The following is a 24,992-nucleotide window of genomic DNA, read 5'->3' on the forward strand; positions in this document are numbered from 1 at the left end:
AAAAGATGATTACAAATGTTTTAAAAATTGTATTTTTAGGTGTTATAGGTTTTGCATTTTTAGTTTATTTAACTGCTCCTAAAGAAAGAGTAATACAAAAACAAGAAAATAGGCTTTCAAAAAATATTGCTTATTTATCTAGTCATTTTGAGATTATAGGTGAAAGTAATTACTTTAGAAAAGAAGTATTATTTCCAAAAGGTGAAGAAAAAACTATAATTGTTTTAAATCATGATGCCTTAGCTGTTCTTAATGAACTGGATAAATATACAAATAAAGATATTATACTTGTAGCAAATGTATCACAAACTCCATGGGTAATAAAAAAATTGGCAGTAGATGGAAAACTTGAAGAATTATATAAAGATACAAATAATAAGCTTATAAATGATTCTTCTGGTGATTTTGTAAGAGTTCTTGGTTTAAATAGTATTATACAAAATAAATATTATGTTTATAAAGTACAAAAAGATGGAAGTATTGAAAAGTCTTTTGAAGGTGAAGTAAAGCTTGATGCTATGCAAAAAGGAATATCAAAACTAGAAAAAACTTCTATTTTAAAAGCTTTATCTTTAAAGTTATAGTAAATTCATTTACTATAACTTTTCATAATATTTACAAGCTCATCCATTTTTGCCATAGCATCAGCTTGAGTTTTTGCCTCTTGGATTTCTTTTACTAAATGACCTTTTGCAAAATGTTCTACATAAGAGTTTATCATTCCATTTACAGCTCCTTTGATTGCTGTAAGCTGTCTTATAACTTCATAGGGATCTAAATGTTCATCCTTACAATCAATATCATTTTCAAGCTTTTTTTTCACGGAATTTACTTGACCATGAATTCTGTTTATTCTGTTAATTAACTTTTTATTTTCTACATCGCATTGATACATTTTAACCCTTTTATATAATACAATTTTTATGGTTTTGTATATTTTTTTCTGATTCAACTTGAATTAAAACATGATTAAAACCTATTTTATTTAAGTTTTCTTCTATTTCTTCTGTGATTTTTTCAATCTCTTCAAGTTTTAAATTTATGTCATTTACTACTAAATGAAAAGAAATAAAATTATATTTTGTACTTGGTTTATGAATATGTAAATCATGGTATTGTATTACATTTTCATTTTTCTTAATTATTTTATTAAGTTGTTCTTGGCTTACTTCTACTATATTTATATCCATTAAAGATAAAAAACTCTTTTTTAATAAAGGATATGAATGATATAAAATATAAATACTAAATAAAACTGTTAAGATTGAATCAATAAAATAAACTTCAAAAAAGTAAATAAATATACCAGCAATAACTACGGCTACTGAGATTAAAGCATCGCTTAACATGTGTAAATAAGCTGATTTAATATTTGCATCTTCATCATTAGTATGTGAATGATTATGTGAATGACTATGATTATGATCATGGTTATGTGAGCAAGAACTTACACCAATATTATTTAAAATATAAGCACTTATACCATTTGCTACAACAGCAATTAAACCTACAACAATCATATATATAGGGTTAATAGTTTCAGGGTTGAAAAATCTATTAATAGCTTCATAAATCATATATATCATAGTTACATATAAAAATAGAGTATTAACAAAAGCAGCCATCATTTCAGCTCTTACATAGCCAAAGGTTTGTTTAAATGTTGTAGTTTTACTTCCTAATACAAGTGCTATATAAGTTACAACAACTGCTAAAACATCTCCTGCATTATGAAGTGCATCTGCAATAAGTGCAAATGAATTTGATAAAATACCAAATATTATTTCTGAAACAATAATAATGATATTTACAATTATAATAAGCAAAATCTTTTTTTCTCTTGACATAAAGAACCTTTAATATAATATAGTGGGGTATAGTATATTAAAAAAATAAAAAATTTGCAAGAAGTACTAAAAATCAATACTTCTGTAAATGGTACTTTTTATATTTTTTATAAAAAAGAGGTATTCCCCATCCAAGCAAAGGATAAATAAACCATAAAATCTCAAAGTTTGTAATTATATTTATTAGAATAAGAATCGTATTTACAAATAAAAAAGTTATGACACTTGTATCTTTTTTTAAAAAACTAAAGAAACTATTATCTGCTGTTGAATTACTTATTTTTTGATTTATTGGGTTTTTACTTTCTTCTATTATTTTTTGTAGTTGTGATACTTCAAGTTCGAAAGCTTTTGCTAAAGCATTTAGTGATTCTAAACTTGCTTTATTGTCTTTTTCTATTCTTTGTATTGTTCTTGAACTTAGATTACTTAATTGCGCTAAATACTCTTGTGACCAGCCTTTTTTTATTCTTAAGTCTTTTATACTCATTTTTACTTCCTAAATTAATATATGATAATTTTACCATTTTTTAGGCTTTGTCGGTTACGACAATTATATGACAACTACTTAAATAAGATTATATTTATATTATTTTAGGGAAAGAGGAGTATATCCTCTAAATATATTTATTTCCCTGTAGCTACATTAAATTTTCCAACTGCACAAGAAACAAAACTTTTTGCAGTTGTTGTGGCTTTATCTAAACCAGATAACTCATCACTAGTTAATGGGTAGCCTAGACTTCTTAGTTTTAATTTTAAGGCTTCTTTTTTATCATCTTCTATATCAAGTGTGATTTTTCGTGGATTTACTTCTAAATCTACTTCAACTTCTCCAAATTCATCTTTTAAAGAGTTTATTAAAGTATTTGCACAACCACCACATTTTACATTGTAAACTTCAAATGTTTGTTTCATATTTATACCTTTTTATATGGAATTAATTTATATTATATACAAAAATCTTTATAGTTCAATTATTTGAAAAACTTATTTTCTAATGTATCAACTAGTTCTTGAACTGATGATATTGATTTATTAAATTCTTCTTTTTGTATATTAGTTAGGTTTAACTCAATGATTTTTTCCATACCATTTTTTCCAAGCATTACAGGAACTCCTGAAACAATATTTTTATGTCCATATTCTCCTTCAAGTTTAATAGCACAAGGATAAATCTCTTTTTTATCTTCAAGAATTGCTTCTACCATCAAAGAAGTTGCATAAGCAGGAGCATAGTAAGCAGAACCAGTTTCTAAAAGTTTAACTATTTGAGCACCACCATTTTTAGTTTTTTCTACTATATCTTTTATATCATTTTCTTTTAATACTTCTGATAAAGGAACACCAGCAACAGTTGAGAAATTTGGAAGAGGAACCATATCATCTCCATGTCCACCCATTACAGAAGCTTCTATTTGTCCTGCTCCATATCCTAGTTTTTCTAAAATAAAGTGAGACATTCTAGCACTATCTAAAATACCTGCCATTCCAATGATTTTATTTCTTGGGTATTTTGAAGCTTTTAATGCTGTGTAAACCATTGCATCAAGAGGATTTGAAACTATTATAATTATTGCATTTGGATTAAACGTAATTGTACTTTGTATTACTTGTGTCATAATTTTTGCATTAGTTAGAAGTAAATCATCTCTACTCATTCCAGGACGTCTAGCAACTCCTGCTGTTATTACTACTATATCACAGTCTTTGAACTCTTTATCTTCAATACAAGCTTTTACAATTGTATTTGATTTAGCTGCATTTGCACTTTGTGATATATCTAAAGCCATGGCTTGGACAATATTTTCTCTTATATCTTTTAACAAAATTTGTGAACATATATTTTTAGAAGCTAGTGTAAAAGCTAATGTTGAACCAACATTTCCAACACCAATAATACCGACTTTTTTATTATTCAAAATAGAAACCTTTAGTAAAATATTTTAAATAATTATATCAAATTGGTACTTATTTGTAGGATTTGAGATTGTTTATTTTGTGAGATAAAAGAGAAGTTTAAAACTTCTCTTTTTGTAGATTTAGCTATTAACCAATAATTGAATTTAAAGTAGCAGATGGTCTCATAGCTTTTGATGTTAATTCATCATTTGGTAAGTAGTATCCACCCATGTCTACAGGTTTTCCATGATCAGCAACTAATTCAGATACAATTTTATCTTCATTAGCAGTCATTGCTTCAGCAATTGGTGTAAATTCAGCTTTTAAATCAGCATCAACATCTTGTGCTGCTAATTCTTGAGCCCAGTACATTGCTAGATAGAAGTGAGAACCTCTATTATCAATAGAACCTAATTTTCTAGCTGGTGACTTGTCATTTAAAAGGAAAGTTCCAGTTGCTTTATCTAAAGTATCAGCTAAAACTTGTGCTTTTTTATTGTCCTGTGTATTTGCTAAGTGTTCAAAAGAAGCAGCTAAAGCCATAAACTCACCTAATGAATCCCATCTTAAGTAATCTTCTTTTTGGAATTGTTGAACGTGTTTAGGAGCAGATCCTCCAGCACCAGTTTCAAATAATCCTCCACCTTTCATTAATGGAACGATTGATAACATTTTAGCACTTGTACCTAATTCTAAAATAGGGAATAAATCAGTATTATAATCTCTTAAAACATTTCCTGTTACAGAAATAGTATCTAATCCTTTTCTCATTCTTTCAACAGATTTTTTAGTTGCATCTACAGGAGCCATAATAGAAATATCTAAACCAGTTGTATCATGTTCTGGTAAGTATTTGTTAACTTTTTTAATCATTTCAGCATCATGAGCTCTGTTTTCATCTAACCAGAAAATTGCAGGAGTATCAGATAATCTAGCTCTAGTAACTGCTAGTTTAACCCAGTCTTGGATTGGAGCATCTTTAGCTTGACACATTCTAAAGATATCACCTTCTTCAACGTCAAATGTAAATACATCATTTCCATCTTTATCAATAACTTTGATTTGACCATTAGCTTGTGCTTGGAAAGTTTTATCATGAGAACCATATTCTTCAGCTTTTTTAGCCATAAGTCCAACATTTGGAACAGTTCCCATAGTTTTTGGATCTAATGCACCATTTTGCTTACAATCATCAATAACAGCTTGGAATGTTCTTGCATAACATCTATCTGGAATCATTGCTAATGTATCTTCTTCTTGATCATCGGCATTCCACATTTTACCACCACCTCTAATCATAGCTGGCATAGATGCATCAATAATAACATCAGAAGGTACATGCAAGTTAGTAATTCCTTTATCAGAATTAACCATCGCTAATTTTGGTTGATTTGCATAAACAGCTTCAATATCAGCTTCAATTTCAGCTTTTTTATCAGCATCTACTTGATCTAATTTAGAGTATAAGTCACCTAAACCATTGTTAAAATTAACACCTAATGAATCAAATAATTCACCATGTTTAGCAATTAAATCTTTGAAATATACTTTAACAGCATATCCAAACATAATTGGATCAGATACTTTCATCATTGTTGCTTTTAAATGAAGAGATAATAATACACCTCTTTCTTTTGCTTCATCAATTGCTTTTTGGTAGAATTCTTGTAATGATTTTGCACTCATTACTGTTGCATCAATAATTTCACCTGCTTCTAATGGTGTTGATTGTTTTAATACAGTCTCTTCTCCAGCTTCGTTGAAGAAAGAAATTTTAACGTCATTTGCTTCAGTCATAGTTGTTGCTACTTCTGAACCATAAAAGTCATTTTCACTCATGTGTGCTACATCAGTTTTAGAGTCTTTTTTCCATTCACCCATTCTATGAGGATTGTTTTTAGCATAGTTTTTAACTGCACCAGGAGCTCTTCTATCTGAATTACCTTCTCTTAATACAGGATTAACAGCTGAACCTAAAATTTTAGAGTATCTTGCAGAAATTTCTTCTGATTCGTCATAATTAGGTACATTGTAACCTTTTTCTTGTAATTCAGCAATTGCTGCTTTTAATTGAGGAATTGAAGCAGAAATATTTGGTAATTTTACAATATTTGCTGTTGGATCTTGTGTTAATTCACCAAGTTCTGCTAAGTGATCACCGATTTTTTGATCTTCTGTTAAGTTCTCAGGGAAGTTTGCAAGAATTCTTCCTGCAAGTGAGATATCTTTTGTAACCATTTCAATACCAGAACTTTTAGTAAAAGCTTTGATAATTGGTAAGAAAGAGTATGTTGCTAATGCTGGTGCTTCATCAACTTTTGTGTAAATGATCTTTGACATGTTTTTTCCTAAATTTTAATTTTTATGATGTCAATATCTTATCACTAATTAAATTTATCATAAATGAAATTTATAGTTAAAAATATGTCAAAAATATGTTTGTTTCAATTTTGCACAATTATTATTTTATATTCATCCATAAATCTTTTATAGAAGTAGGCTTTTGTTCGCTAACATCAGTTTCCATAATGGTTTTAGCCTCTTTATCAATTTGTGTTTCAACAGCTTTAACTTTAGTGTAACTTTTTTTAACACCTCTATTTGCTTTTATATTATTTACGTGTTCTTTGTAAGTTGTAGCAAACTTATGTAAACCTGTTTTATTATCTCTTACAAAATATAAATATTTGCTCTTTACAGGAAAAATAGCTGCTTTTATGGCATTTAAGCCTACTGCTGAAACAGGGTTTTTAGGTAGTCCAGGATATTTATATGTATTATATGAGCTATTATCTTCTTTGATTCTTTGAGCAGTTACTTTAATATGGGCATATTTACCATAGTTTAAAGTTCCATCCATTTGTAGTTTCATGCCTTTTTTCAATCTATTATGAATTACACTTGAAACTATAGGCATTTCATCTATAGTTGCAGATTCTTTTTGAATTATAGAAGCTAAACTTAAATAATAATACCATTTCTTTTTATCATAAATACCAAATATTTTTTTTGAAAATTCTTCATATTTCTTACTAGTTTGAGATAATAAATATAACATTAAATGATCTTCTCTCATTCCATAAGGTAATGAATATGTATCTGCTAAAATATTCCCATCGGCTTTATATGCATGTTTATTATAAACTTCCCATAATCTATCTTCTGAAAGATTAAATTTTTTTGCTAACTTTTTTATTAAAACATAAGTAGTCTCACCAGGTACTAAAGTAACACTTTTTAATGCAGCTTTAGAAGTTGTTAATTTATATAAAAAATCCATTTTACTTAAACTATTTTCATCAATATTTATCCAACCACTTTGAATAAATCCTAAACTTCTTAATATAACTTTATCTATTATGTTAAGCTCAAAACCACTTTTATTTAGATAAGATACTATAGAATTAGTACTACCTTTTGGGATATACAAAACTTTTGTTGATGTCATTGGTATAGTTACATAAAATAAACCTATAATAGAAATAATAAGGAATAATTCAATAATGTTAAAAACAATTAAACTTTTATTAGTTTTTCTTCTTTTGCTTATATTTTCGGCGTTTTTGGTATTATTATCTGGCATAAAAATAGACTCTTTCTCTTTTGGTAATATAAATGTCACGCAATTCTATATAAAACTAGATAAAAAGCTTATTGTAGATGTCGAAAATATAGAATATAAATCAAAAAAATCACAAGTTCAGAGCTCTTATGATGATTTAAAGAAAAATATTGAACTATTGCCTAATATATTAAAAATATTTGAAAGAATTCATGTAGAAAGACTAAAGATCGATGGTAATGAGTTTACAATCTCATTAAATAATAAGTCTATTTACTTAGATAATAAGTTTATAAATTTTTCTTCAAATATTAAATTTCTATCTCAACAAATAGTATTTGATATGTATTCACTTTATTTAAAAGATGTGGATTTATTACTTGATGGAAAAGTAAGAGTTGATTATTTTAATGAAAAATTAGATTATTTTGGAAAATATTATTATCCAAAAGTTAGTGGAGATTTAAAACTTGAAATGACTGACAAATTAGCTAATTTTTATATAAATTCAAATAAATTTAAAAGTTTAAAATTTTTAAAACAGTTTTTCCGCTTACCAAATGAAGCAGAGGATTGGATGTATGAAAATGTGGAAGCCAGCTTAAAGCTAGAAGATTTTTACGGACAATTTGATTTAGAAAGAAAAACAGTAGTAGAAAAATCTTTGAGAGGAACAGCAAAACTATATGATGCAAAAGTAAATTTCCATAAAGGAGTCTCTCCTGTAAAAAGTAAACTTATCAATTTAGAGTTTAAAAAAGGTAATTTATATATAAATCTTAATAAACCTACTTATAAAAACATAAGTATAAACGGAAGTAATGTTGTAATTAGAAATTTAGCAAGCGAAAAAAATGGTGTTGTTGAAGTTAATATAAAAGCTAAGACAAAATTAAATGCTCAAATAATTGATTTATTAAAAGTATTTGATGTACATATTCCTTTAGTTCAAGAAACTGGAATAACCAATGCCTCTGTTATTCTAAAAATTCCATATTCTTTAAAAAAAGAAATGACAACAAAAGGCTTTTTTACTGTAAAAAATGCAAAAATTAAAGCAAATGAGTTTGAGTTTTTTACAAAAAATGCAAATATAGTTTTAGATGGTTCTATCGTAGAAATAAAAAATTCTGATTTTGCATACTTAGATATGTTGAACTCAAAAATAAATAATTTAAAATTGGATACCAAAACTTTAAAAGCTAAAGGTAATATATTAATAGAAGAGTTTGTAGTAAAAACTACAGATACTAATATTGTGGATATTACTAATAAAAAAAGTAAGTTAGCACTTGATTTTAATGAAGCAGTATTAGTTTCTTTAGAAGACTTAGCCTTGAGTATTAATGTTGAGGAAAACATAAATGTGATTTTAAAAGACTTATCAAAAATATATGAATACTCTTCTTTAATGAAAGAAAATTCTATTAAAAATGGAGCTTTAAGTCTTAATATTATTGATAAAGATAATCTTAGTTTTGAGGGTTCTATTTCAGGTTTAAATTATCCAATATATGAAAAATCAAATCTTGTCGAAAGTTTAGAAATACGAGGAAAACTAAAAGATAGTAAAGTCTATATAAGCTCAAAAAATGATAAATTAAAACTTTTTGCAGAAAAAGAAAATATAGAAATATTTTTAAAAGATTACACTGTTGATTTAAGTAAAGAAGAGAATTCTAAAACTTCAACCCAAGTATTGACTATAAAAGGTGAAGATATTGTTTTAAAAACAAAAGATGATAAATACTATTTAAAAAATTTTAAGGCTAAAATAAATAAGGATAAAATAGATTTTGAAGCATTTGTAAACAATCTTGAACTTCCTTTACTTAAACATGGAAAAAAAGTAACTTCTTTAAATATTCAGGGTCTAGTTTTTAAAGATGAAATAAAAATAAATACTTTAAATAAGGACTTATTTGTAAGAATAAAAGATAAAAATAAAATTGACTTAGATATAAGTAATTATGATGTTTTAGTTAATTTAAAAGATGAAGAAAAAAATGATTTCACAAAAATTAATTTAAATGGTAAAAATTCTACAATTATTATAAATAATGAGTTTAAGTTTTTAGCTGATACTTATGAATTTAGATTAAAAGAAGATAATAGTAAATATTTACATTTAAAACATAAAAAAACTGATATAACTTATAAAGCTTCAAAAGAAGGAAAAATTGATATTTATGCAAATAATGTGAGTGATGAATTTATAAATACAATTTTTAATAAAGAAATTATTGAAAATGGTAAGTTAATGTTTCTTGCTAATGGTTTTGAAGATAATCTAAAAGGAAAAGTATTATTGACAAATGTTAAAATTAAAGATTTAGCAATTATTAATAATCTACTTATTTTTATACATAGTTCACCTGCTTTAATAAATCCTTTATTAGCAGTACCTTCTGTAGTTTCAATGGCTTCCAATAAAGGTTTTAATCTTACTGGATATAAAATAATAGATGGAGTATTAGAATTTGTTTATGATAATAAAAAGAAAATTTTAGATGTAAATAAATTGATTACAGTAGGTAATGGTATAGATTTTGATGGAAAAGGCAAAGTAAATTTAAATGATATGACTTTAGACTCAAAAATTAAATTGATTTTCTTTAAAGATTATTCGGCTATTGTAGGAAGTATTCCTGTTGTAAATTATGTTTTATTGGGTGAGAATAAAAGAGTAGCAACTCAAGTTAATATATTTGGAGATTTATCAAATCCAAAAATTTCTACAAATTTAACAAAAGATGCCTTTTCTGTTCCTGTAAATATTGGAAAAAGAATCTTAGAATCTCCTGTTAAACTTTATGATTTTATTAAAGATTTAGGAAAGTAGAAACGAATAGAATTATTCGTTTCTTAATACATCGATAACATCGATTTTTGTAGCTCTTGAAGCAGGGTAGTAAGATGATAAAAGAACAATTACAACTGCTCCTACAATAATAGAAACAAAATCACTCGTTGCTAAATCAAGAGGTAATTTTGCTGTTCCATATACATCAGCAGGTAAAGATACTATTTCAAAAGTATCTAAAACCCATAATCCTATAAATCCTAAAGCAATACCAATTATAATACCAGAAAAGCCTATAATTGTACCAAGTCTTAAGAATATAGATTTAATCTCTTTAATACTAGCTCCCATAGATAAAAGTAGGGCAATTTCTTTTCTTCTACTCATAACAGTCATAAGTAAAGAAGATATGATATTTAAAGAAGCAACTAAAATTATTAGCATTAATACAATAAATAAGGCTGTTTTTTCCATTTTCATTGCTGCAAAGAAGTTTCCATTTTGTTGCCACCATCCAATAACACCAGCACCAGTACCTTCTAAATCTTTTTGAATAAGCTTTATATCTTTAAAAGCATTATCTGAATATACATGAATTCCATCATAAGTTTCTTTATCCTTTTTTAATAGAGTTCTCAAGGCTTCTATGGATGTATACATATATGCTTTATCATAAGCATTTAAACCTGATTTAAATGACTCTTGAAAAGTAAATCTTTTCATTTTAGGAATCATAGAAAACCCAGTAGGATTTAAATCTGTGAAATATAAAGTAGCTTTTGAACCTTTGTTTAAATAAAGTTTATCACTTATTCCTTGTCCTGTGATAATATCATACTTTCTAAGTTTTAAATCACCTAAAGCTTCTTTATAAATAGAGTTTATTTTGGCTTCTTTTTGTGGAATTACTCCAAATATCATACCTCCACTCATAGAGTCACCACTTTGAATAATAGCTTGTGATGAAATATAAGGAGAAAACATTAAGTTTGGATATTTATTTTGAAGTTGATTTAGAATATTTTCATTTAAACCATTTTGAAATTTAGAATAAATTGTCAAAGGGTAATTCATGGTAAAAAGTTTTTTTTCAAACTCTTTTGCAGTTCCATTCATAATAGCCATAGATAAAATAAGAACCATAACTCCAATAGCTACACCTATAAATGCCAAAATGGCACTTATAGATATAAAAGGATTTTTTTTATCAAATCTTAGGTATTTTCTTACTATAAAGTTTACTAACTTTTTATTCAAAATTAGTTACCTGCTGCTAAACCTCTTTTAGGTCCGCTTTTTCCATGACATTGTTTATATTTTTTACCAGAGCCACAAGGACAAGGATCATTTCTTGCTATTTTCTTTTCATTTGCAAATATTTTATCTTCTTCCACATTTGTGATAGCACCTTCATTTGCTTCTTCCATTTGCTCTTTCATTTTAGCTAAAGCTTCTTGCTCTTTTTGGGCATCTTCATTTGATTGAAGTTGTACTGTAAATAAAATCTTAATAATTTCTGTTTTGATATTTGAAATTAATTCAATAAACATATTGTAAGACTCTTTTTTATATTCAACAAGTGGGTCTTTTTGATTATATCCTCTAAGTCCAATACCTGTCTTTAAAGTATCCATTGAGTATAAATGTTCTCTCCATGCATTATCTAAAATTTGTAAGTATAGTACTCTTTCTATTTCTGATTTTTGTTCAGGAGCTGCAATTGACATTTTTTGCTCATAAACTTCTTTGATTATAGATATTAATTTTTTCTCTAATTCTTCATAAGATTCAGCTTGAATATCTTCTAGTTTTATAACTAGATGTAATTCTTCTTTGAATTTTGTAATTATATAATCATAATTAAAGTCCTCAGAAGGCATACCATCAATAATTTCAGCATCTGCTAAAACATTTGCTATATACTCAGCTCTATTTTCTTCAAGTTTTGAATCAATATCATAATCAGGTTTTAAAAGATCATTTCTAAATGCGTAAATTACTTTTCTTTGTTCATTTGCTACATCATCATATTCAAGTAAATGTTTTCTACTTTCAAAGTGCATAGATTCTACTTTTTTCTGTGCATTTTCAACTGCTCTAGTAACCATTCTTGATTCAATATGTTCACCTTCTTCAATACCAACTCTTTCCATGATTCCAGCAATTTTATCTGAACCAAAGATTCTAAGTAAGTTATCTTCTAGCGATAAGTAAAATTGAGATTCACCAACATCACCTTGACGTCCAGCTCTACCTCTTAATTGATTATCAATTCTTCTTGATTCGTGTCTTTCTGTACCTAAAATAACTAATCCACCTAAATCAAGAATTTCTTGTGACAATTTAATATCAACACCTCTACCTGCCATATTTGTAGCAATAGTTACAGCACCTCTTTGTCCTGCGTCTGCAATAATCTTACCTTCTTTTTCATGCTGCTTTGCATTTAAGATTGTATGAGGAATTTTTTTATCTTTTAATATTTTATGTAATGCTTCTGATTTTTCAATTGAGGCAGTTCCAACAAGAACGGGTTGTCCTTTTTCGTGTAATTCTTTAATTCTATTACACACTGCTTCAAATTTTTCTCTTTCACTTTTATAGATTAAGTCATTTTTATCAAGTCTTTGAATGGGTACATTTGTAGGAATAGATACAACATCTAAGTTATAAATTTCTGCAAATTCTGTAGCTTCTGTTTGTGCAGTTCCTGTCATACCTGCAAGTTTGTCATACATTCTAAAGTAATTTTGGAATGTAATATCTGCTAATGTTTGTGATTCTTCTTGAATTGATACACCTTCTTTAGCCTCTAAAGCTTGATGTAGTCCCTCACTAAATCTTCTACCTTCACTTAATCTTCCAGTAAACTCATCTACGATTATAACTTGATTGTCTTTTACAACATAATCCACATCTTTCTCAAAAATGAAGTTTGCTTTTAAAGCTTGATCTAAACTATGAGATAACATAGCATTTTCTAAAGAGTATAAGTTTTCAACTTCAAAAAGTTTTTCTGCTTTTTCAATACCTTGTTCTGTTAATAAAACAGCTCTGTTTTTTTCATCAACCGTATAATCACCAGTTGTAGTAGGTTTTTGGCTTGGGTCTTTAGGCTCAATTATTTCACCTCTTTCTAATTTTAAAGCAATTTCATTTGCTTTAAGATAGTTAGAGTTTTTATGGTTTGTTGGCCCACTAATTATTAGAGGTGTTCTTGCTTCATCAATTAAAATTGAGTCAACTTCATCTACAATAACAAAGTTATGTTCTCTTTGAACTTTTTCATTGATATCTAAAGTCATATTGTCTCTTAAATAATCAAATCCAAACTCATTATTTGTTCCATAAGTAATATCTGAATGATATTGCTCTCTTCTTAAACCATCATCCCTAATATCTCCTGTAATAGCACCTACACTGTATCCTAAAAAATTATATAAAGGTTCAAGTTCAGCTGCATCTCTTGATGCAAGATAATCATTTACTGTTACTACGTGTACACCTTTTCCACTTAGTGCATTTAATGAAACTGCAAGAGAACCAACTAAAGTTTTACCTTCACCTGTTTTCATCTCAGCAATTCTTCCTTCATGAAGTACCATCGCTCCAATTAGCTGTACATCATAAGGTCTCATATTTAAAACTCTTTTACTAGCCTCTCTTGTAATAGCAAAGGCATCATTAAGTACTTCATCTAGTGATTTATTTTCTTCTTGTACTTGTTTTTTTAATTCGTTAAAATTATCTTGTAATTCTTCATCGCTTAAGCTTTCGTATTTACTTTCTAAGGTATTAATAGCTTCAGCTCTTTTTCTATATTGTTTTACTTCTCTATCGTTTCTTGTGCCAAAAATCTTTGAAAAAACATTAAACATAAAATTAATTCCTTTTTGTTATAATCCAAAAGATTATATAGAAAAAAAGGTTAAAATATGTTTTATAAAACAGGATTGTTACTAATTGCTTGCTTAATAGTTTCAAATGCTTCAATTAATATAGAAAAATTAGATACATACAAATCAGATTTTACACAAAGTATTAAATCAACAACAGGCAAAACAATAGAGTATAAAGGGGCAGTTTTTATAAAAAAAGATGGAAAAATTCTTTGGAAGTATAAAACACCTATTATTAAAAATGTATATGTTTTAAATAATTTTGTCATAATAGATGAACCAGAATTAGAACAAGCAATTTATACAACTTTAGAAACAGAAGTAAATATTATTAAACTTTTAGAAGGGGCTAAAAAGCTTGAAAAGAATAATTACTTAGCAAATTATCAAAATGTAGACTATATTATTAAAACTTCAAATGAAGAAAATAAAATTGATACTATTTCTTATAAAGATAAATTAGAAAATAGTGTTACTATAAATTTTACTGATTCAAAAATAAATGTTAAAATAGAAGATAATATTTTTAAATTTACAGCTCCTGAATATTATGATATTATAAGAAAATAAAGTTTAAGTAAAATTAGATATAATTTCGCCTCTTTAAGGTAAACCAGACAATAGCTTGAATTTATATTCAAGAGGAAAGTCCGGGCTGCAGTGAAGTATGGTTCCATTTAGAGAATGGCTAGGGTAACCTAAGGGATAGTGCAACAGAGAGTAGACAGCCGAATTTTCGGTGATGGTGAAACGGTGAGGTAAGAGCTCACCAGACTTTTGAGCAATCTTAAGTGCTTTGTAAACCCAACCAGCAGCAAAAAGACCCGGTATTTAACTTCACATTTTTGGTCTTTGCAAGATTAGCTAAGTAATTTGCTAACTAGATAAATTATTGTCTTAAAAACAGAACTCGGCTTATTGGTTTACCTTATTTAATAGCAATAAAAAAACTACATATTAAAAAATCATTATCTTGAATATATTAATTTTAAATCAATCATAAAACACCTATGTATTAAGCTTTTTATAACTATAATAAGTATAATATTTTTTAGAAAAAATAAAAAGGTATATTTGAATATGGATTTTGAAGACATAACGATTTTATTAGTTGATGACAACTTAGAACATATAAAGCTTTTATCAGAAATACTTAATAAGTATTTTAAAAATGTTATAGAAGCAAATAATGGTAAAACTGCCTACGAACTGTATAAAAAAAATCCTAATATTGATATAATTATTTCAGATATAGAAATGCCAGAGGTTAATGGTTTAGAGCTTTTAAGGCTAGTTAGACTTTCTGATTTATATGTACCTTTTATTATTACATCTGCAAGTATAGATAGTAAAACTCTTTTAAAAGCTATTGATTTAAATGTAAATTCAATACTTACAAAACCTGTTGATATGAAAAAGCTACTTGAAAAAGTAGATATTTTAAGAGAAAAGAAACTTTTTGAAAAGAGATTTGAACAAAAGCGATTGGAGATTAAAAATTATATAAAAGCAGTTGATAAAGTTGCTTTAATTTATAAGATGAATGATAATGGAGATATTACTTATATGAATGAAGGAATGCTTGATGTCTCAAAATATACAAAAGAAGAGATAAAAAATATAAACTTTAATGATTTAATTCATCCAGATATTCCAAAAAAACATATTGAAGAAACATGGCATGATATACGTGAAGATAAACTTTGGAAAGGTAATACTAAATTTATAAGTAAAGATGATGAAGTTTTTTATCTAAATAATACAATTTTTAAGATTAGAAATATTGATGATAGTATAGAGTATATTACAATTGCATTTTTAACTACTCAAGAAAATTTGAAAAAAAGAGATTTTCAAAAAAAAGTTTTACTAAATATAAAAGAAGCTAATCGAAAAGAGTTTAGTCTTAAAAAAGAAATTGATCAGTTAAGAAATGAATTATTTATGCTTAGAGCTTCTGTGTCAGATAATAGCCAATCAAACTTAGATGTTTTAACTAATAAAATAAAATCAAAAGAAAAACAAATTGCAAGTTATGAAGAACAAATAACAGAATTAAATAATAAATATAATAATATGCTTGTATCAAAAAAACAAGAAGTAGAACATCATGTAAACTCTATTCAAAGTTTTAAAATTAAAATTGATATGTTAAAAAATGATTTAGCTGTTAAAAGTGAAGAGTTAGATGTTACTCATGGAAAAATAAAAGAGTATCAAAATAATTTAGATAAAAAAGATAAGATTATAAAAGATTTAAGATTTATAATTGAACAGATGGAAGAAGAAAAAAACTAAAACAAACTTACAAAATAAGCTTCTAATAAAACTTTATATATAATCAAAACTATCAAAAGCCTAAAAAGAGATAATATATGAGAATAAATAATAATACTATATCAACACCAAATCAAGCTGATTTTAATAGACAAGTTAGATCAACTCAGCAAGTTGAACAAGCTAATTCAAGTAAAATAGGTAATGCATATAGTGTTAGTATTAGTAATTGGGCAAAAAACATAATGTCTGAATTTAAAGATGAAGAAATTGCTATTTTTAATTCTGATGTATTATCTTATAATAGTAATTTAGATTTAACATTAAAACAAAAAGTATAAGGTCTCTTATTGTTTGATTTTGAAGAGTTTACAAAAGAGGGCTATTTAAATGAATGGTATGCAATACCTGTTTTAATTATACTTATTATTTCTAAAGTTTTTATAGAAAAAAAATATGATGAAAATCTTAATAAAAAAAATAATGAAAAGAAGAAAGACTAAAAGTTAGTCTTTATCCTTTTTTATTTCTTGATAAATCTGACATTAAAATCGCAAGCCAATGAGTACTACTATTTGAATTAAAAGCAATTTTTAAAGTCATTGTAATAGGTACAGCTAAGAACATTCCTACTATTCCTAAAACCCATCCCCATAAAATAAGAGAAAAGAAGATTACTAAAGGTGAAAGCCCTAATTCTTTACCCATAAGTTTTGGCTCAATTATATTGCTAATTGAAATATTGATAGTCATATAAAGAACTATCAAAATAATAGTTGTATTTATGTCTGCATTTAAAAGTGATAAAAGTACAGCTGGAATTGCTGCTATGATAGATCCAACAACAGGAACAAAGTTAAACAGCATTGCTATAACTCCCCATAATACAGGATAGTCAACATCAAAATAAATTAAAGTTACAGTAATAATAAAACCTGTAAGAAAGCTTGTTGTAGACTTTACTAAAAAATATTTTTGAATATTATGAGAAAATAAATTGAAATGTTTTAACTTTTGTGCATTTGATTTAAATATTATTTTTAACTTTGTTTCAAAAGATTTACTTTCAGCTAATATAAATGCTATACCTATAATAATAAGTAAAAATTTAGATAAAAAGCTTCCTATATTTCCTATTATATTTGTAGTAAATCCAAAAAATGAACTTAGATTAAGTGTTTTTAGAATTTGATCTTTATCTACTGTATATCCGTATTGTTCTACTAAATGAATACTATTTACTATTAAATCATTAAATCCTTTTTCATAAGAGCTAAGGTTACTTAGAAAATCTTTTAATGAAATATTTATAATATAATATACTAAAAGTGATGCAATTGTAATAATTGATAATACTATTAAATATGAAATAAACTTAGGAACCTTACCTTTTTGTAAGAACTGTAATAAGGATGAGATAATTGATGAAATAAAAATGGACAGAAATAGTAATACCACTATCTCACTTGCTACTTTTAATCCTGCAATTATTACTACTGATGTTGCAAGATAAAAAAAGTAATTTCTTAAATTTACTGCATCCAAATTTTCTCCTTTTTTATTGTAATTATATCAATTGATTTTTAACAAATTCTAAATAATGACCCTCAACTTCTTCAAGTTCGTCATGATTTCCTCTTTGTACGATTTTTCCTTCATCTAAAACATATATCATATTTGCATTTTTTACTGTACTTAGTCTATGTGCAATAGTAATTACTGTTTTGTCTTTCAAGATAGGAATTAGAGCATTAAATAGTTTTGCTTCTGTTGACACATCAAGTGCTGATGTAGATTCATCAAAAATAACCACTGCAGGATTAGCTATTATCATTCTAGCAATAGATAATCTTTGTCTTTGTCCTCCACTTAATCTTACTCCATGTCTTCCTACTATAGTATCAAGTTTTTTTGGCATTTTTTCTATAGTTTCATATAGTTGAGCAATTTCTAAGGCTTTATATATTTCTTTATCACTTATATTTTCATTTCCCATAGTAATATTAAATCGAAGAGTATTATTAAAAAGTATAGGCATTTGTAAGACTAAAAATATATTATCTCTTATACTTTGTCTATTTAGTTTATCAATACTATGATTATTATATTTTAAATCACCACTTTTTTTAGAATAAAATCCAGAAATTATTTGAGCTAAAGTAGTTTTCCCGCTTCCACTTGCACCAATTAAAGCTACTTTTTCTCCTGCTTTTATTTCTAAATTTATATTTTCAAGTACATTTTTATCTTCATTGTATGAAAAATATAAGTTATGTAAGGAAATATCTACTTTTTTATCTTTTACACAAAACTCTTCTTTCCCTGATTTTTCAGTTTTTAAATCTAATATTTTATTTAGTCTAACTAAAGCAGCATTTGCACTTGCATAAGAGTATTGAATTGTCAAAATATCTTGAACGGGAGTCATAATAAACCAAATATAACCAAACATAGCAAACATCATACCAATTGATAAAGAATCATATTCAACTAAAATTAATCCTGTAGCTCTAAATATTTCAAAAGCTACTAGAAAAATAGTAAATGAGAATCTTTCAAAAGCTACACTTTTATAATTAAATTCATTTGATGTTCTTTGTATATCTTTTGCTTTATCTATGGCTTTTTCAAAAAAGTATGACTCTTTATTACTTGCTTTTATTTGTCCGAATAATTCTAATGTTTCTCCTAAACTATCTTGAAAAGATTCTATTGTTTGATTTTCTTCTTTTTTTAAAATACCTGTTTTTTTAGATATTTTTTTAGATAAAATCATAACAATGGGTTGAATAAAAAGTATCATTACTCCTAAAATAGGATCAATTGTAATAATTACAATTGCTACTGCTAATAAAGTTAAAACAGAAGCTACAAATTTACTAGCAATTGAGATAATAAAATTGTCTAATGTATTTATATCTGTAATAAGGTTTGATGTAATAGCACCTGAACCTAAACTTTCATATTCATTCATATTTACATTTTTTAAATGATTCAAGAGTTTTTGTCTGATTTTAAAAGTAACATACTTTGAGATTTTTGTAAAAATTTTGGTTATTACTACAATAAAAATAAAATGTATTAGTCTTAAAAATATTACTGCAAAAGTTACTAGACTTATATAATAAAAAGCATTTCCTTCACCAAAAGTAGAGTTAATTGTATTTACAAATAAAGCAGGTTTATTAAGTAGTATTTCATCAACTAATACAGGAAGCATTAATGGTATAGGTACACTAATTGCAATAGCAATTACAGTAATTATTTGTCCAAGTATTAAACTTTTTTTATTTTCTAATAGTAGTTTAAATATATATTTTACTGATATTTCTTTTTTCATAATAGTCTTTCAATTTTTTATTATGAAATGTTTTACAATAAATAGCTTAAATTAAGGGTTAAATAAAAGTATTTTATCTTCAAATACACCCATAATTTTAATGGGTGTATATTTTAGATTTTAAGAAAGTTGTTTTTTTCTACATTTTCAACTACATGTTTTGCAATATCATCAGTTTTTATGGCTACTTGATTCGCTTTATCTGCAATTTGTGCATTTTGTTGAGTGAATTGATCTAATTGATTAATTGCATCTGATATTTGTGACATACCTATAGTTTGTTCTTTTGCGGCATTTGTTACATCGTCAATTAATTGATTTGTTTGTAGAACTTTATCTTCTAAATCTTCAAAGCCATTTATCATATTATTACTTATTTCTTTCCCTTCTGTTGCATTTGATGAAGCACTCTCTACTAAGTCTTTTATTTCTTTAGCTGCTTGAGCTGATCTACTTGCTAAATTTCTAACTTCTTGTGCAACTACTGCAAAACCTTTTCCTGCTTCACCAGCTGTTGCTGCTTCTACAGCTGCGTTTAGAGATAAAATATTTGTTTGGAAGGCAATTTGATCAATCATTGTAATAGCATCTGTAATTGCGATTACCTTTTCATTTATATCATCCATAGCTTTAGCTGTTTTTGAAGCTAAATCTTTCCCTTTAGAAGATGCTTCTTTAGTTTGTGATGAAATTTCAAGCATTGTTTGGGCTTTATGACTTGTATGCTTTATATTACTTGTAATTTCTTCAATTGAAGCAGCTGTTTGTTCTAAAGATGCTGCTTGACTTGTTGCATTTGATGATAGTGTTGAGACACTAGAAGATAACTCTTGAGCATTATTATTTAAGATATTACCATCTTTATAATTATCATTTAGAATTTGAGTAATCATACTGTTTAGGTTAATAATTTCTTTTCCTATTTTACCTGAGTTTTTTTCATCTAAAGTTTTAGTAAAATCTCTATTTGCATAAGAATCTAATACCTTACTTAAATTATTAATATTTTCACCAACTTGTTGTTTTAAATTACTTAACATATCATTTAATAAGTCTTTTAATTCATTTAAAGCTTCGTTTGAAGTAGAAGTTTGGACATTTTTATCTAAATAACCTTGACTTACGTTTTTTACAATTTCTTTTACATTAATTATTAAATCATGATCTTCTTGTATTAATTTTTTTGTTTTATTTATATTCTCATTTACTATTTTTGACATTTCGCCAATTTCATCATTTGCTTTTATTTTTAAAGGGTTTGTATCAGTTTTTTCTTTATTTAAAAAACTAAAAAAGTCAAGTAATCCATCTTGGAAGTTGTTTAAGGGTTTAATTAGTATTTTATTTAAAATAAATATAAAAACAAGTGCAACTAATATTGATATAATAAGGCTAGTTAAAATACTCTTGTAAACGATTGTATTAATTTGATCACTTGCTTTTTTCTGCATATTAATAACTTCGTTTTCTATATTATCAATATAAGCACCTGTTCCAACTATAAAATCCCATTCTTTGAATCTTTTAACATAAGAAAATTTAGGTTGAGGTTTTTGTTTTCCAGGTTTTGTCCATACATATTTTACTAAGCTACCTGAATTACTTTTATTTGCTTTTTTTACAATTTCTTTATAAATATAGACACCATTTTTATCTTTTAAATTAACAAGATTTTTACCATTAAGTGAAGGTTTTGCAGAATGCCCAATAACTATATGATTAGAATCGTTTATCCAGTAATAACCATTTTTCCCATATTGCATATTCATTACAGCAAAAATAGCAGCTTTTTTCATTTGCTCTTCATTTGAACTATTACTTTGCTTATAAAAAGATTCAATAACTTTATATGCAAGTTCTACATAGTTTTTGAGTTCATTTTTCTTTGTTTCATAAGCTTTTTCTCTAAAGTCACTTATATTTATTTCATTTAGTTTTGTAATTCTATTTATAGAATCTATTATAGATTCTGTAGATATAACAAAAATTGTACCAACAGCTAGAATGAGAAGTTTTACTTTTATAGATAGATTCTTAAACATATCTTTCCTTTTATAGCATAATATGCTATTATTTATATGTAAATAATTATACTATTAAAAACAAAGAAATACTATAAATTGGAATATTAAAGTATAAAATCATAAAAAAAAGAATTTAAATAATTGTTTGTAACTATTAAAATGCTATATAAACGCTATAGTATGGTAGTGATTTAAAATTTAATTTTGAAGTTAGTTTTGAAAAAAGTTTAGTATTTATCTTGATATTTTATGTATTTAAGGTTTTAACCTTAAATACTTTATTAGTTAAATTGAAATTCTATATCCTACCCCAGAAATATTTTTAATTAGATTTTTATATATTTTTCTTCTTATTTCTTTTACTACAGACCTTAAGGCATTATGTGTCATTTCACCTTTCCAGAGTTTTTCATTTATTTCTTCGTAAGAAACTGCTCTATCTTTATTTTCTAATATGTAGTTTAAGAACATGTTTTCTTTTTTTGATAGAGAAATTATCTCTTTATCTTTCAATAAAGTATTGTTATATTTATCATAAATAAAATCATTTTCTAAATAAAGAATGTTAGAACTTGAAGAATCAATGTTTTTAATAACACTTAAAATGATGTTTTCTAATTCTTCTTTATTTGGTGTATTTGTTAAGTATTTTATATTTGTTTGCATAATTGCATCAAAGTATTCTTTTTTTGATATAGAGTTTGTATAAATAATAATATGAATGTTTTTGTATTCTGTTCTAATGATATTTAAAATATTATTTGATATTTTTTCTTCACTAAAAATAATGTCAATTTTTGATTGTTCTAAAACATTTTTGATTTCTTCTATGTTTTTTTTCACAATAAGATTATTTGCATTTTCTTGTAAAGTGTTTAGAACTTCTGAATCTTTACTTTTTAATATATAAAGTATGTTTAAATGTCTTAATCTTTTCATAAATTACCTTCTAAATTATTTATAACGTGTTTTATAACATAAAAAAATTAAAAAGTCTTTTAAAAAGTTATTTAAAATATATAAATGAGGTAAAAAGTAGCATTGTAACTACTTTTCACTAGGTGCTAACATCTTTTCACAAATTTCTAATTTCATGCCATCATGAAAACTACAGTTTAAGCCACATTTAAAAGTGCCTGTTTTTGAAATACCCATTGTTTCAAGTTGTTTAATAGACTCTTCTTTACATTGTTTTAAAGAATCAAAAGTCATTGGACTCTTTAAATTTCTTTTAGTGTTTGTTTTATCTGGATATATAAAAGAATGCCATTTTTCAATCTTTTTTTCTTCTGTTCCTAAGCAACCACTTAAAACTAAACTAACACATATTGCTAATAATATACTTTTAATCATCCATAACTCTCTTTTTATTAAGATTCTAGTCAAAAAATAGTTATAAAGAGTTAAATTACAGTGTTATGTAGTGTTTGTTTTATTAAGTTTATATTATTTATTTTATGTTTAAGATTTAGATTTTCTAAATACAAAGTTATTGCTTTTCTTAATTGTTCACTAACTTTTGCTGTTGAGGCTGCTTTATTTATAGTATCTGGCTTGTATCCTAATTCATAAGATAGTTTTTTATATGTTAGATTTAAATCTTTACAAACTTGTTTAATCAGATTAGGGTTTAATTCAGTATATATTTTTTCATAAGAAATATTAAATGAAATACAAGTATCAATAACTAATTCTTTCTTATCAAGAAGAATATTTCTATAATGATACTGTGCTTCATAAGGATTAAATAGCATAAGATTTTCTTGTTCTATTGAAAGAGATAGTTCCTTTCCATTACAAGTAACCATTTCATTAAAAGCTTTTGCTAATTCTTTTTCTTCTAAATGAAGAAAAGTCTCTATAAATAAATAAGAGTTTACAACATTTGTTTTACTTCTTGGATCTTCAAAATATTGAAATGTAAATTCAATATTATTACCTTTATATTTAAGGTTTAGATTTTGTTTATTTATACTATCTTTCAAAGTTAGATGAAAATGAAAAATATTATCTCTATTATTTGTTTGAATATTTACAATATTTGTTATATCTATTTTTTCATTATTTAATAGAGTTTTAATTAAATCCTCAACATATTTAGAGTCTTTATGGATTTTTTTTATATCTCTTACAAGGTAAGGAATTGTTTTAAATAGTTTACCTACTTGTGTCATTTTAAGTCCTGTTATATAATCTTTTAATCTAATCCTATTATACAGATGAAGCTTAAAGTTAATACCTTATATAAACTTATTTTTAGTATGTTTTCTTAAAAAAAAGTACTTTTTTTGTAAAATATCATTAATTGCTATGAAAGTGCTATATAATTCAAATTAAAATGCTACACTTGCTATGTAAGGTGCTTTACAATTATTATACGTTTGTTATGTTATAATTATAAAAAGTAAAGAGAAGATAAATGAAGAAAGTTTTATTATTATTTTTTTTTATAATTAATATTTCTTTTGCAAAAGTTGATTATTCAGAAATGAGTACACAAGAGTTAATTGCAATTATAGGATATGTTGAAAAACAAAATATAAATAAATTTAAAAAAGAACTTCAGTCGAGAATTCCAACTATGAGTGCAAAAGAAAAAGAAGAATATAAAAAAAATATAAGTAAATTAAAATGAAAACAAAATTATTATTACTAGAAGATGATATAACATTAAGTGAAACGGTTATTGATTATTTTGAAGAACAGGGGTTTGATATAGTTCCTGCTTATGATGGTTTAGAAGCAATAGAATTGATTTATGAAAATTCATTTGATTTACTACTATTAGATGTTAATGTTCCAGAAGTAAATGGTTTTGAAGTTTTAGAAAGAATAAGAAAAGACGAAAATAATACACCTGCAATATTTATTACTTCTTTGAATTCGATGGACTCTTTAGAACAAGGTTTTAACTGTGGCTGCGATGATTATATTAGAAAACCATTTGAACTAAAAGAACTTTTATTAAGGGTTCAAACAATTATAAAAAGAGAGTACTCAAATAAATCAGATATTATTAAGATATCTGATAATATTCACTTTGATTTAACTTCTAATGAGTTGAAAAAAGATGAACAAAATATGAAACTTAACTTAAAAGAATTAAAACTTTTAAAGTTATTTTTACAAAATCCAAATGAGCTATTAGTACACGATAGAATATATGATAATGTTTGGGATTATGGAGAAGAATATAGTGATAACTCTTTAAGAACATACATAAAGAATTTACGAAAAATATTAGGAAAAGATAAAATTGTCAGTCTTAAAAAGCTCGGATATCGATTTAACCAAGAGTGAAACTAGAACACTTTTAGGTTTTAGTTTTCTATACTCTT

23 protein-coding genes and 1 other RNA gene are annotated in these 24,992 nt (G+C 25.7%); 9 read left to right on the forward strand and 15 right to left on the reverse strand.

What is annotated here, in order from left to right:
• Positions 1-5: 5 nt before the first annotated feature.
• Positions 6-584 carry a hypothetical protein gene (locus ACH5BH_RS01065; protein ID WP_423297163.1) on the forward strand — a complete coding sequence of 193 codons (579 nt, stop codon included), beginning with the start codon at positions 6-8 and terminating at the stop codon, positions 582-584.
• A gap of 5 nt (positions 585-589) precedes the next feature.
• On the opposite strand, the gene ACH5BH_RS01070 is transcribed toward ACH5BH_RS01065, so the two are convergent.
• From ACH5BH_RS01070 to mltG, 7 genes are all read right to left on the reverse strand, one after another.
• Positions 590-895, reverse strand: a complete 306-nt coding sequence (locus ACH5BH_RS01070) for a metal/formaldehyde-sensitive transcriptional repressor (protein ID WP_404304306.1) — start codon at positions 893-895, stop codon at positions 590-592.
• Positions 896-905: 10 nt separating this feature from the next.
• On the reverse strand, positions 906-1,847 hold the full coding sequence (locus ACH5BH_RS01075) for a cation diffusion facilitator family transporter (protein ID WP_423297164.1): 942 nt from the start codon (positions 1,845-1,847) through the stop codon (positions 906-908).
• A 73-nt stretch (positions 1,848-1,920) separates the two neighbouring features.
• Complete coding sequence (locus ACH5BH_RS01080) at positions 1,921-2,337, reverse strand: helix-turn-helix domain-containing protein (RefSeq protein ID WP_404304304.1); 417 nt, start codon at positions 2,335-2,337, stop codon at positions 1,921-1,923.
• Between the two features lie 137 nt (positions 2,338-2,474).
• Entirely contained in the window at positions 2,475-2,765 is a 291-nt protein-coding gene (locus tag ACH5BH_RS01085) for a heavy-metal-associated domain-containing protein (RefSeq protein WP_404304303.1), read from the reverse strand.
• 59 nt (positions 2,766-2,824) lie between these two features.
• Positions 2,825-3,769, reverse strand: a complete 945-nt coding sequence (gene mdh, locus ACH5BH_RS01090; protein ID WP_423297165.1) for a malate dehydrogenase — start codon at positions 3,767-3,769, stop codon at positions 2,825-2,827.
• A 127-nt stretch (positions 3,770-3,896) separates the two neighbouring features.
• Entirely contained in the window at positions 3,897-6,089 is a 2,193-nt protein-coding gene (locus ACH5BH_RS01095) for an NADP-dependent isocitrate dehydrogenase (protein ID WP_423297166.1), read from the reverse strand.
• 121 nt (positions 6,090-6,210) lie between these two features.
• Complete coding sequence (gene mltG, locus ACH5BH_RS01100; protein ID WP_423297167.1) at positions 6,211-7,197, reverse strand: endolytic transglycosylase MltG; 987 nt, start codon at positions 7,195-7,197, stop codon at positions 6,211-6,213.
• Positions 7,198-7,252: 55 nt separating this feature from the next.
• Here mltG and ACH5BH_RS01105 point away from each other — a divergent pair, with 55 nt between their 5' ends.
• A complete protein-coding gene (locus ACH5BH_RS01105) occupies positions 7,253-10,153 on the forward strand; it encodes a YhdP family protein (RefSeq protein ID WP_423297168.1) in 2,901 nt (966 codons plus the stop codon).
• Between the two features lie 12 nt (positions 10,154-10,165).
• Here the strand turns inward: ACH5BH_RS01105 and ACH5BH_RS01110 are convergent, their stop codons facing one another.
• Both ACH5BH_RS01110 and secA read right to left on the reverse strand, forming a co-directional pair.
• Complete coding sequence (locus ACH5BH_RS01110) at positions 10,166-11,371, reverse strand: ABC transporter permease (protein ID WP_423297169.1); 1,206 nt, start codon at positions 11,369-11,371, stop codon at positions 10,166-10,168.
• 2 nt (positions 11,372-11,373) lie between these two features.
• Positions 11,374-13,992 carry a preprotein translocase subunit SecA gene (secA, locus tag ACH5BH_RS01115; RefSeq protein WP_423297170.1) on the reverse strand — a complete coding sequence of 873 codons (2,619 nt, stop codon included), beginning with the start codon at positions 13,990-13,992 and terminating at the stop codon, positions 11,374-11,376.
• Positions 13,993-14,049: 57 nt separating this feature from the next.
• On the opposite strand from secA, the gene lolA reads away from it, so the two are divergent.
• From lolA to ACH5BH_RS01140, 5 genes are all read left to right on the forward strand, one after another.
• Positions 14,050-14,583, forward strand: coding sequence for a LolA-like outer membrane lipoprotein chaperone (lolA, locus tag ACH5BH_RS01120; RefSeq protein WP_404304296.1), 534 nt, complete (start codon positions 14,050-14,052; stop codon positions 14,581-14,583).
• A 35-nt stretch (positions 14,584-14,618) separates the two neighbouring features.
• Positions 14,619-14,947: RNase P RNA component class A (gene rnpB, locus ACH5BH_RS01125), an RNA gene on the forward strand.
• Between the two features lie 146 nt (positions 14,948-15,093).
• Positions 15,094-16,311: a response regulator gene (locus tag ACH5BH_RS01130; RefSeq protein WP_423297171.1), complete on the forward strand. Its 1,218-nt coding sequence runs from the start codon at positions 15,094-15,096 to the stop codon at positions 16,309-16,311.
• A 77-nt stretch (positions 16,312-16,388) separates the two neighbouring features.
• The gene (locus ACH5BH_RS01135) at positions 16,389-16,631 is read left to right on the forward strand and encodes a hypothetical protein (protein ID WP_404304294.1); all 243 of its coding nucleotides are present in this window, start codon (positions 16,389-16,391) and stop codon (positions 16,629-16,631) included.
• Between the two features lie 9 nt (positions 16,632-16,640).
• Entirely contained in the window at positions 16,641-16,793 is a 153-nt protein-coding gene (locus tag ACH5BH_RS01140; RefSeq protein WP_404304293.1) for a hypothetical protein, read from the forward strand.
• A 10-nt stretch (positions 16,794-16,803) separates the two neighbouring features.
• On the opposite strand, the gene ACH5BH_RS01145 is transcribed toward ACH5BH_RS01140, so the two are convergent.
• The 6 genes from ACH5BH_RS01145 to ACH5BH_RS01170 form a co-directional block, all read right to left on the reverse strand.
• Positions 16,804-17,835, reverse strand: coding sequence for an AI-2E family transporter (locus ACH5BH_RS01145; RefSeq protein WP_423297172.1), 1,032 nt, complete (start codon positions 17,833-17,835; stop codon positions 16,804-16,806).
• Between the two features lie 22 nt (positions 17,836-17,857).
• Positions 17,858-19,630: an ABC transporter ATP-binding protein gene (locus ACH5BH_RS01150; protein WP_423297173.1), complete on the reverse strand. Its 1,773-nt coding sequence runs from the start codon at positions 19,628-19,630 to the stop codon at positions 17,858-17,860.
• Positions 19,631-19,743: 113 nt separating this feature from the next.
• Complete coding sequence (locus tag ACH5BH_RS01155; protein WP_490372056.1) at positions 19,744-21,672, reverse strand: methyl-accepting chemotaxis protein; 1,929 nt, start codon at positions 21,670-21,672, stop codon at positions 19,744-19,746.
• Positions 21,673-21,939: 267 nt separating this feature from the next.
• The gene (locus tag ACH5BH_RS01160; RefSeq protein WP_423297174.1) at positions 21,940-22,593 is read right to left on the reverse strand and encodes a winged helix-turn-helix domain-containing protein; all 654 of its coding nucleotides are present in this window, start codon (positions 22,591-22,593) and stop codon (positions 21,940-21,942) included.
• A 108-nt stretch (positions 22,594-22,701) separates the two neighbouring features.
• Positions 22,702-23,007 carry a hypothetical protein gene (locus ACH5BH_RS01165; RefSeq protein WP_404304289.1) on the reverse strand — a complete coding sequence of 102 codons (306 nt, stop codon included), beginning with the start codon at positions 23,005-23,007 and terminating at the stop codon, positions 22,702-22,704.
• A gap of 50 nt (positions 23,008-23,057) precedes the next feature.
• Positions 23,058-23,828 carry a hypothetical protein gene (locus tag ACH5BH_RS01170; protein ID WP_423297175.1) on the reverse strand — a complete coding sequence of 257 codons (771 nt, stop codon included), beginning with the start codon at positions 23,826-23,828 and terminating at the stop codon, positions 23,058-23,060.
• Between the two features lie 245 nt (positions 23,829-24,073).
• Here ACH5BH_RS01170 and ACH5BH_RS01175 point away from each other — a divergent pair, with 245 nt between their 5' ends.
• Together ACH5BH_RS01175 and ACH5BH_RS01180 are read left to right on the forward strand one after the other, a co-directional pair.
• Positions 24,074-24,289, forward strand: coding sequence for a DUF1104 domain-containing protein (locus ACH5BH_RS01175; RefSeq protein ID WP_404304287.1), 216 nt, complete (start codon positions 24,074-24,076; stop codon positions 24,287-24,289).
• Entirely contained in the window at positions 24,286-24,954 is a 669-nt protein-coding gene (locus ACH5BH_RS01180; protein WP_423297176.1) for a response regulator transcription factor, read from the forward strand. Before ACH5BH_RS01175 ends, ACH5BH_RS01180 begins: the two co-directional genes overlap by 4 nt.
• Positions 24,955-24,992 lie beyond the last annotated feature (38 nt).

This window comes from Arcobacter rhizosphaerae (assembly GCF_049472155.1).
In the GTDB taxonomy this organism is placed as follows: Bacteria; Campylobacterota; Campylobacteria; order Campylobacterales; family Arcobacteraceae; genus Arcobacter_B.

Excerpts from the sequence above, each read along its gene's own strand:
- ACH5BH_RS01065 (WP_423297163.1), top strand. The coding sequence starts at position 6 with ATGATTACAAATGTTTTAAAAATTGTATTTTTAGGTGTTATAGGTTTT.
- ACH5BH_RS01070 (WP_404304306.1), bottom strand. The coding sequence starts at position 895 with ATGTATCAATGCGATGTAGAAAATAAAAAGTTAATTAACAGAATAAAC.
- ACH5BH_RS01075 (WP_423297164.1), bottom strand. The coding sequence starts at position 1,847 with ATGTCAAGAGAAAAAAAGATTTTGCTTATTATAATTGTAAATATCATT.
- ACH5BH_RS01080 (WP_404304304.1), bottom strand. The coding sequence starts at position 2,337 with ATGAGTATAAAAGACTTAAGAATAAAAAAAGGCTGGTCACAAGAGTAT.
- ACH5BH_RS01085 (WP_404304303.1), bottom strand. The coding sequence starts at position 2,765 with ATGAAACAAACATTTGAAGTTTACAATGTAAAATGTGGTGGTTGTGCA.
- ACH5BH_RS01095 (WP_423297166.1), bottom strand. The coding sequence starts at position 6,089 with ATGTCAAAGATCATTTACACAAAAGTTGATGAAGCACCAGCATTAGCA.
- mltG (WP_423297167.1), bottom strand. The coding sequence starts at position 7,197 with ATGACATCAACAAAAGTTTTGTATATCCCAAAAGGTAGTACTAATTCT.
- ACH5BH_RS01105 (WP_423297168.1), top strand. The coding sequence starts at position 7,253 with ATGTTAAAAACAATTAAACTTTTATTAGTTTTTCTTCTTTTGCTTATA.
- secA (WP_423297170.1), bottom strand. The coding sequence starts at position 13,992 with ATGTTTAATGTTTTTTCAAAGATTTTTGGCACAAGAAACGATAGAGAA.
- lolA (WP_404304296.1), top strand. The coding sequence starts at position 14,050 with ATGTTTTATAAAACAGGATTGTTACTAATTGCTTGCTTAATAGTTTCA.
- ACH5BH_RS01130 (WP_423297171.1), top strand. The coding sequence starts at position 15,094 with ATGGATTTTGAAGACATAACGATTTTATTAGTTGATGACAACTTAGAA.
- ACH5BH_RS01135 (WP_404304294.1), top strand. The coding sequence starts at position 16,389 with ATGAGAATAAATAATAATACTATATCAACACCAAATCAAGCTGATTTT.
- ACH5BH_RS01150 (WP_423297173.1), bottom strand. The coding sequence starts at position 19,630 with ATGAAAAAAGAAATATCAGTAAAATATATATTTAAACTACTATTAGAA.
- ACH5BH_RS01155 (WP_490372056.1), bottom strand. The coding sequence starts at position 21,672 with ATGTTTAAGAATCTATCTATAAAAGTAAAACTTCTCATTCTAGCTGTT.
- ACH5BH_RS01160 (WP_423297174.1), bottom strand. The coding sequence starts at position 22,593 with ATGAAAAGATTAAGACATTTAAACATACTTTATATATTAAAAAGTAAA.
- ACH5BH_RS01165 (WP_404304289.1), bottom strand. The coding sequence starts at position 23,007 with ATGATTAAAAGTATATTATTAGCAATATGTGTTAGTTTAGTTTTAAGT.
- ACH5BH_RS01170 (WP_423297175.1), bottom strand. The coding sequence starts at position 23,828 with ATGACACAAGTAGGTAAACTATTTAAAACAATTCCTTACCTTGTAAGA.
- ACH5BH_RS01175 (WP_404304287.1), top strand. The coding sequence starts at position 24,074 with ATGAAGAAAGTTTTATTATTATTTTTTTTTATAATTAATATTTCTTTT.
- ACH5BH_RS01180 (WP_423297176.1), top strand. The coding sequence starts at position 24,286 with ATGAAAACAAAATTATTATTACTAGAAGATGATATAACATTAAGTGAA.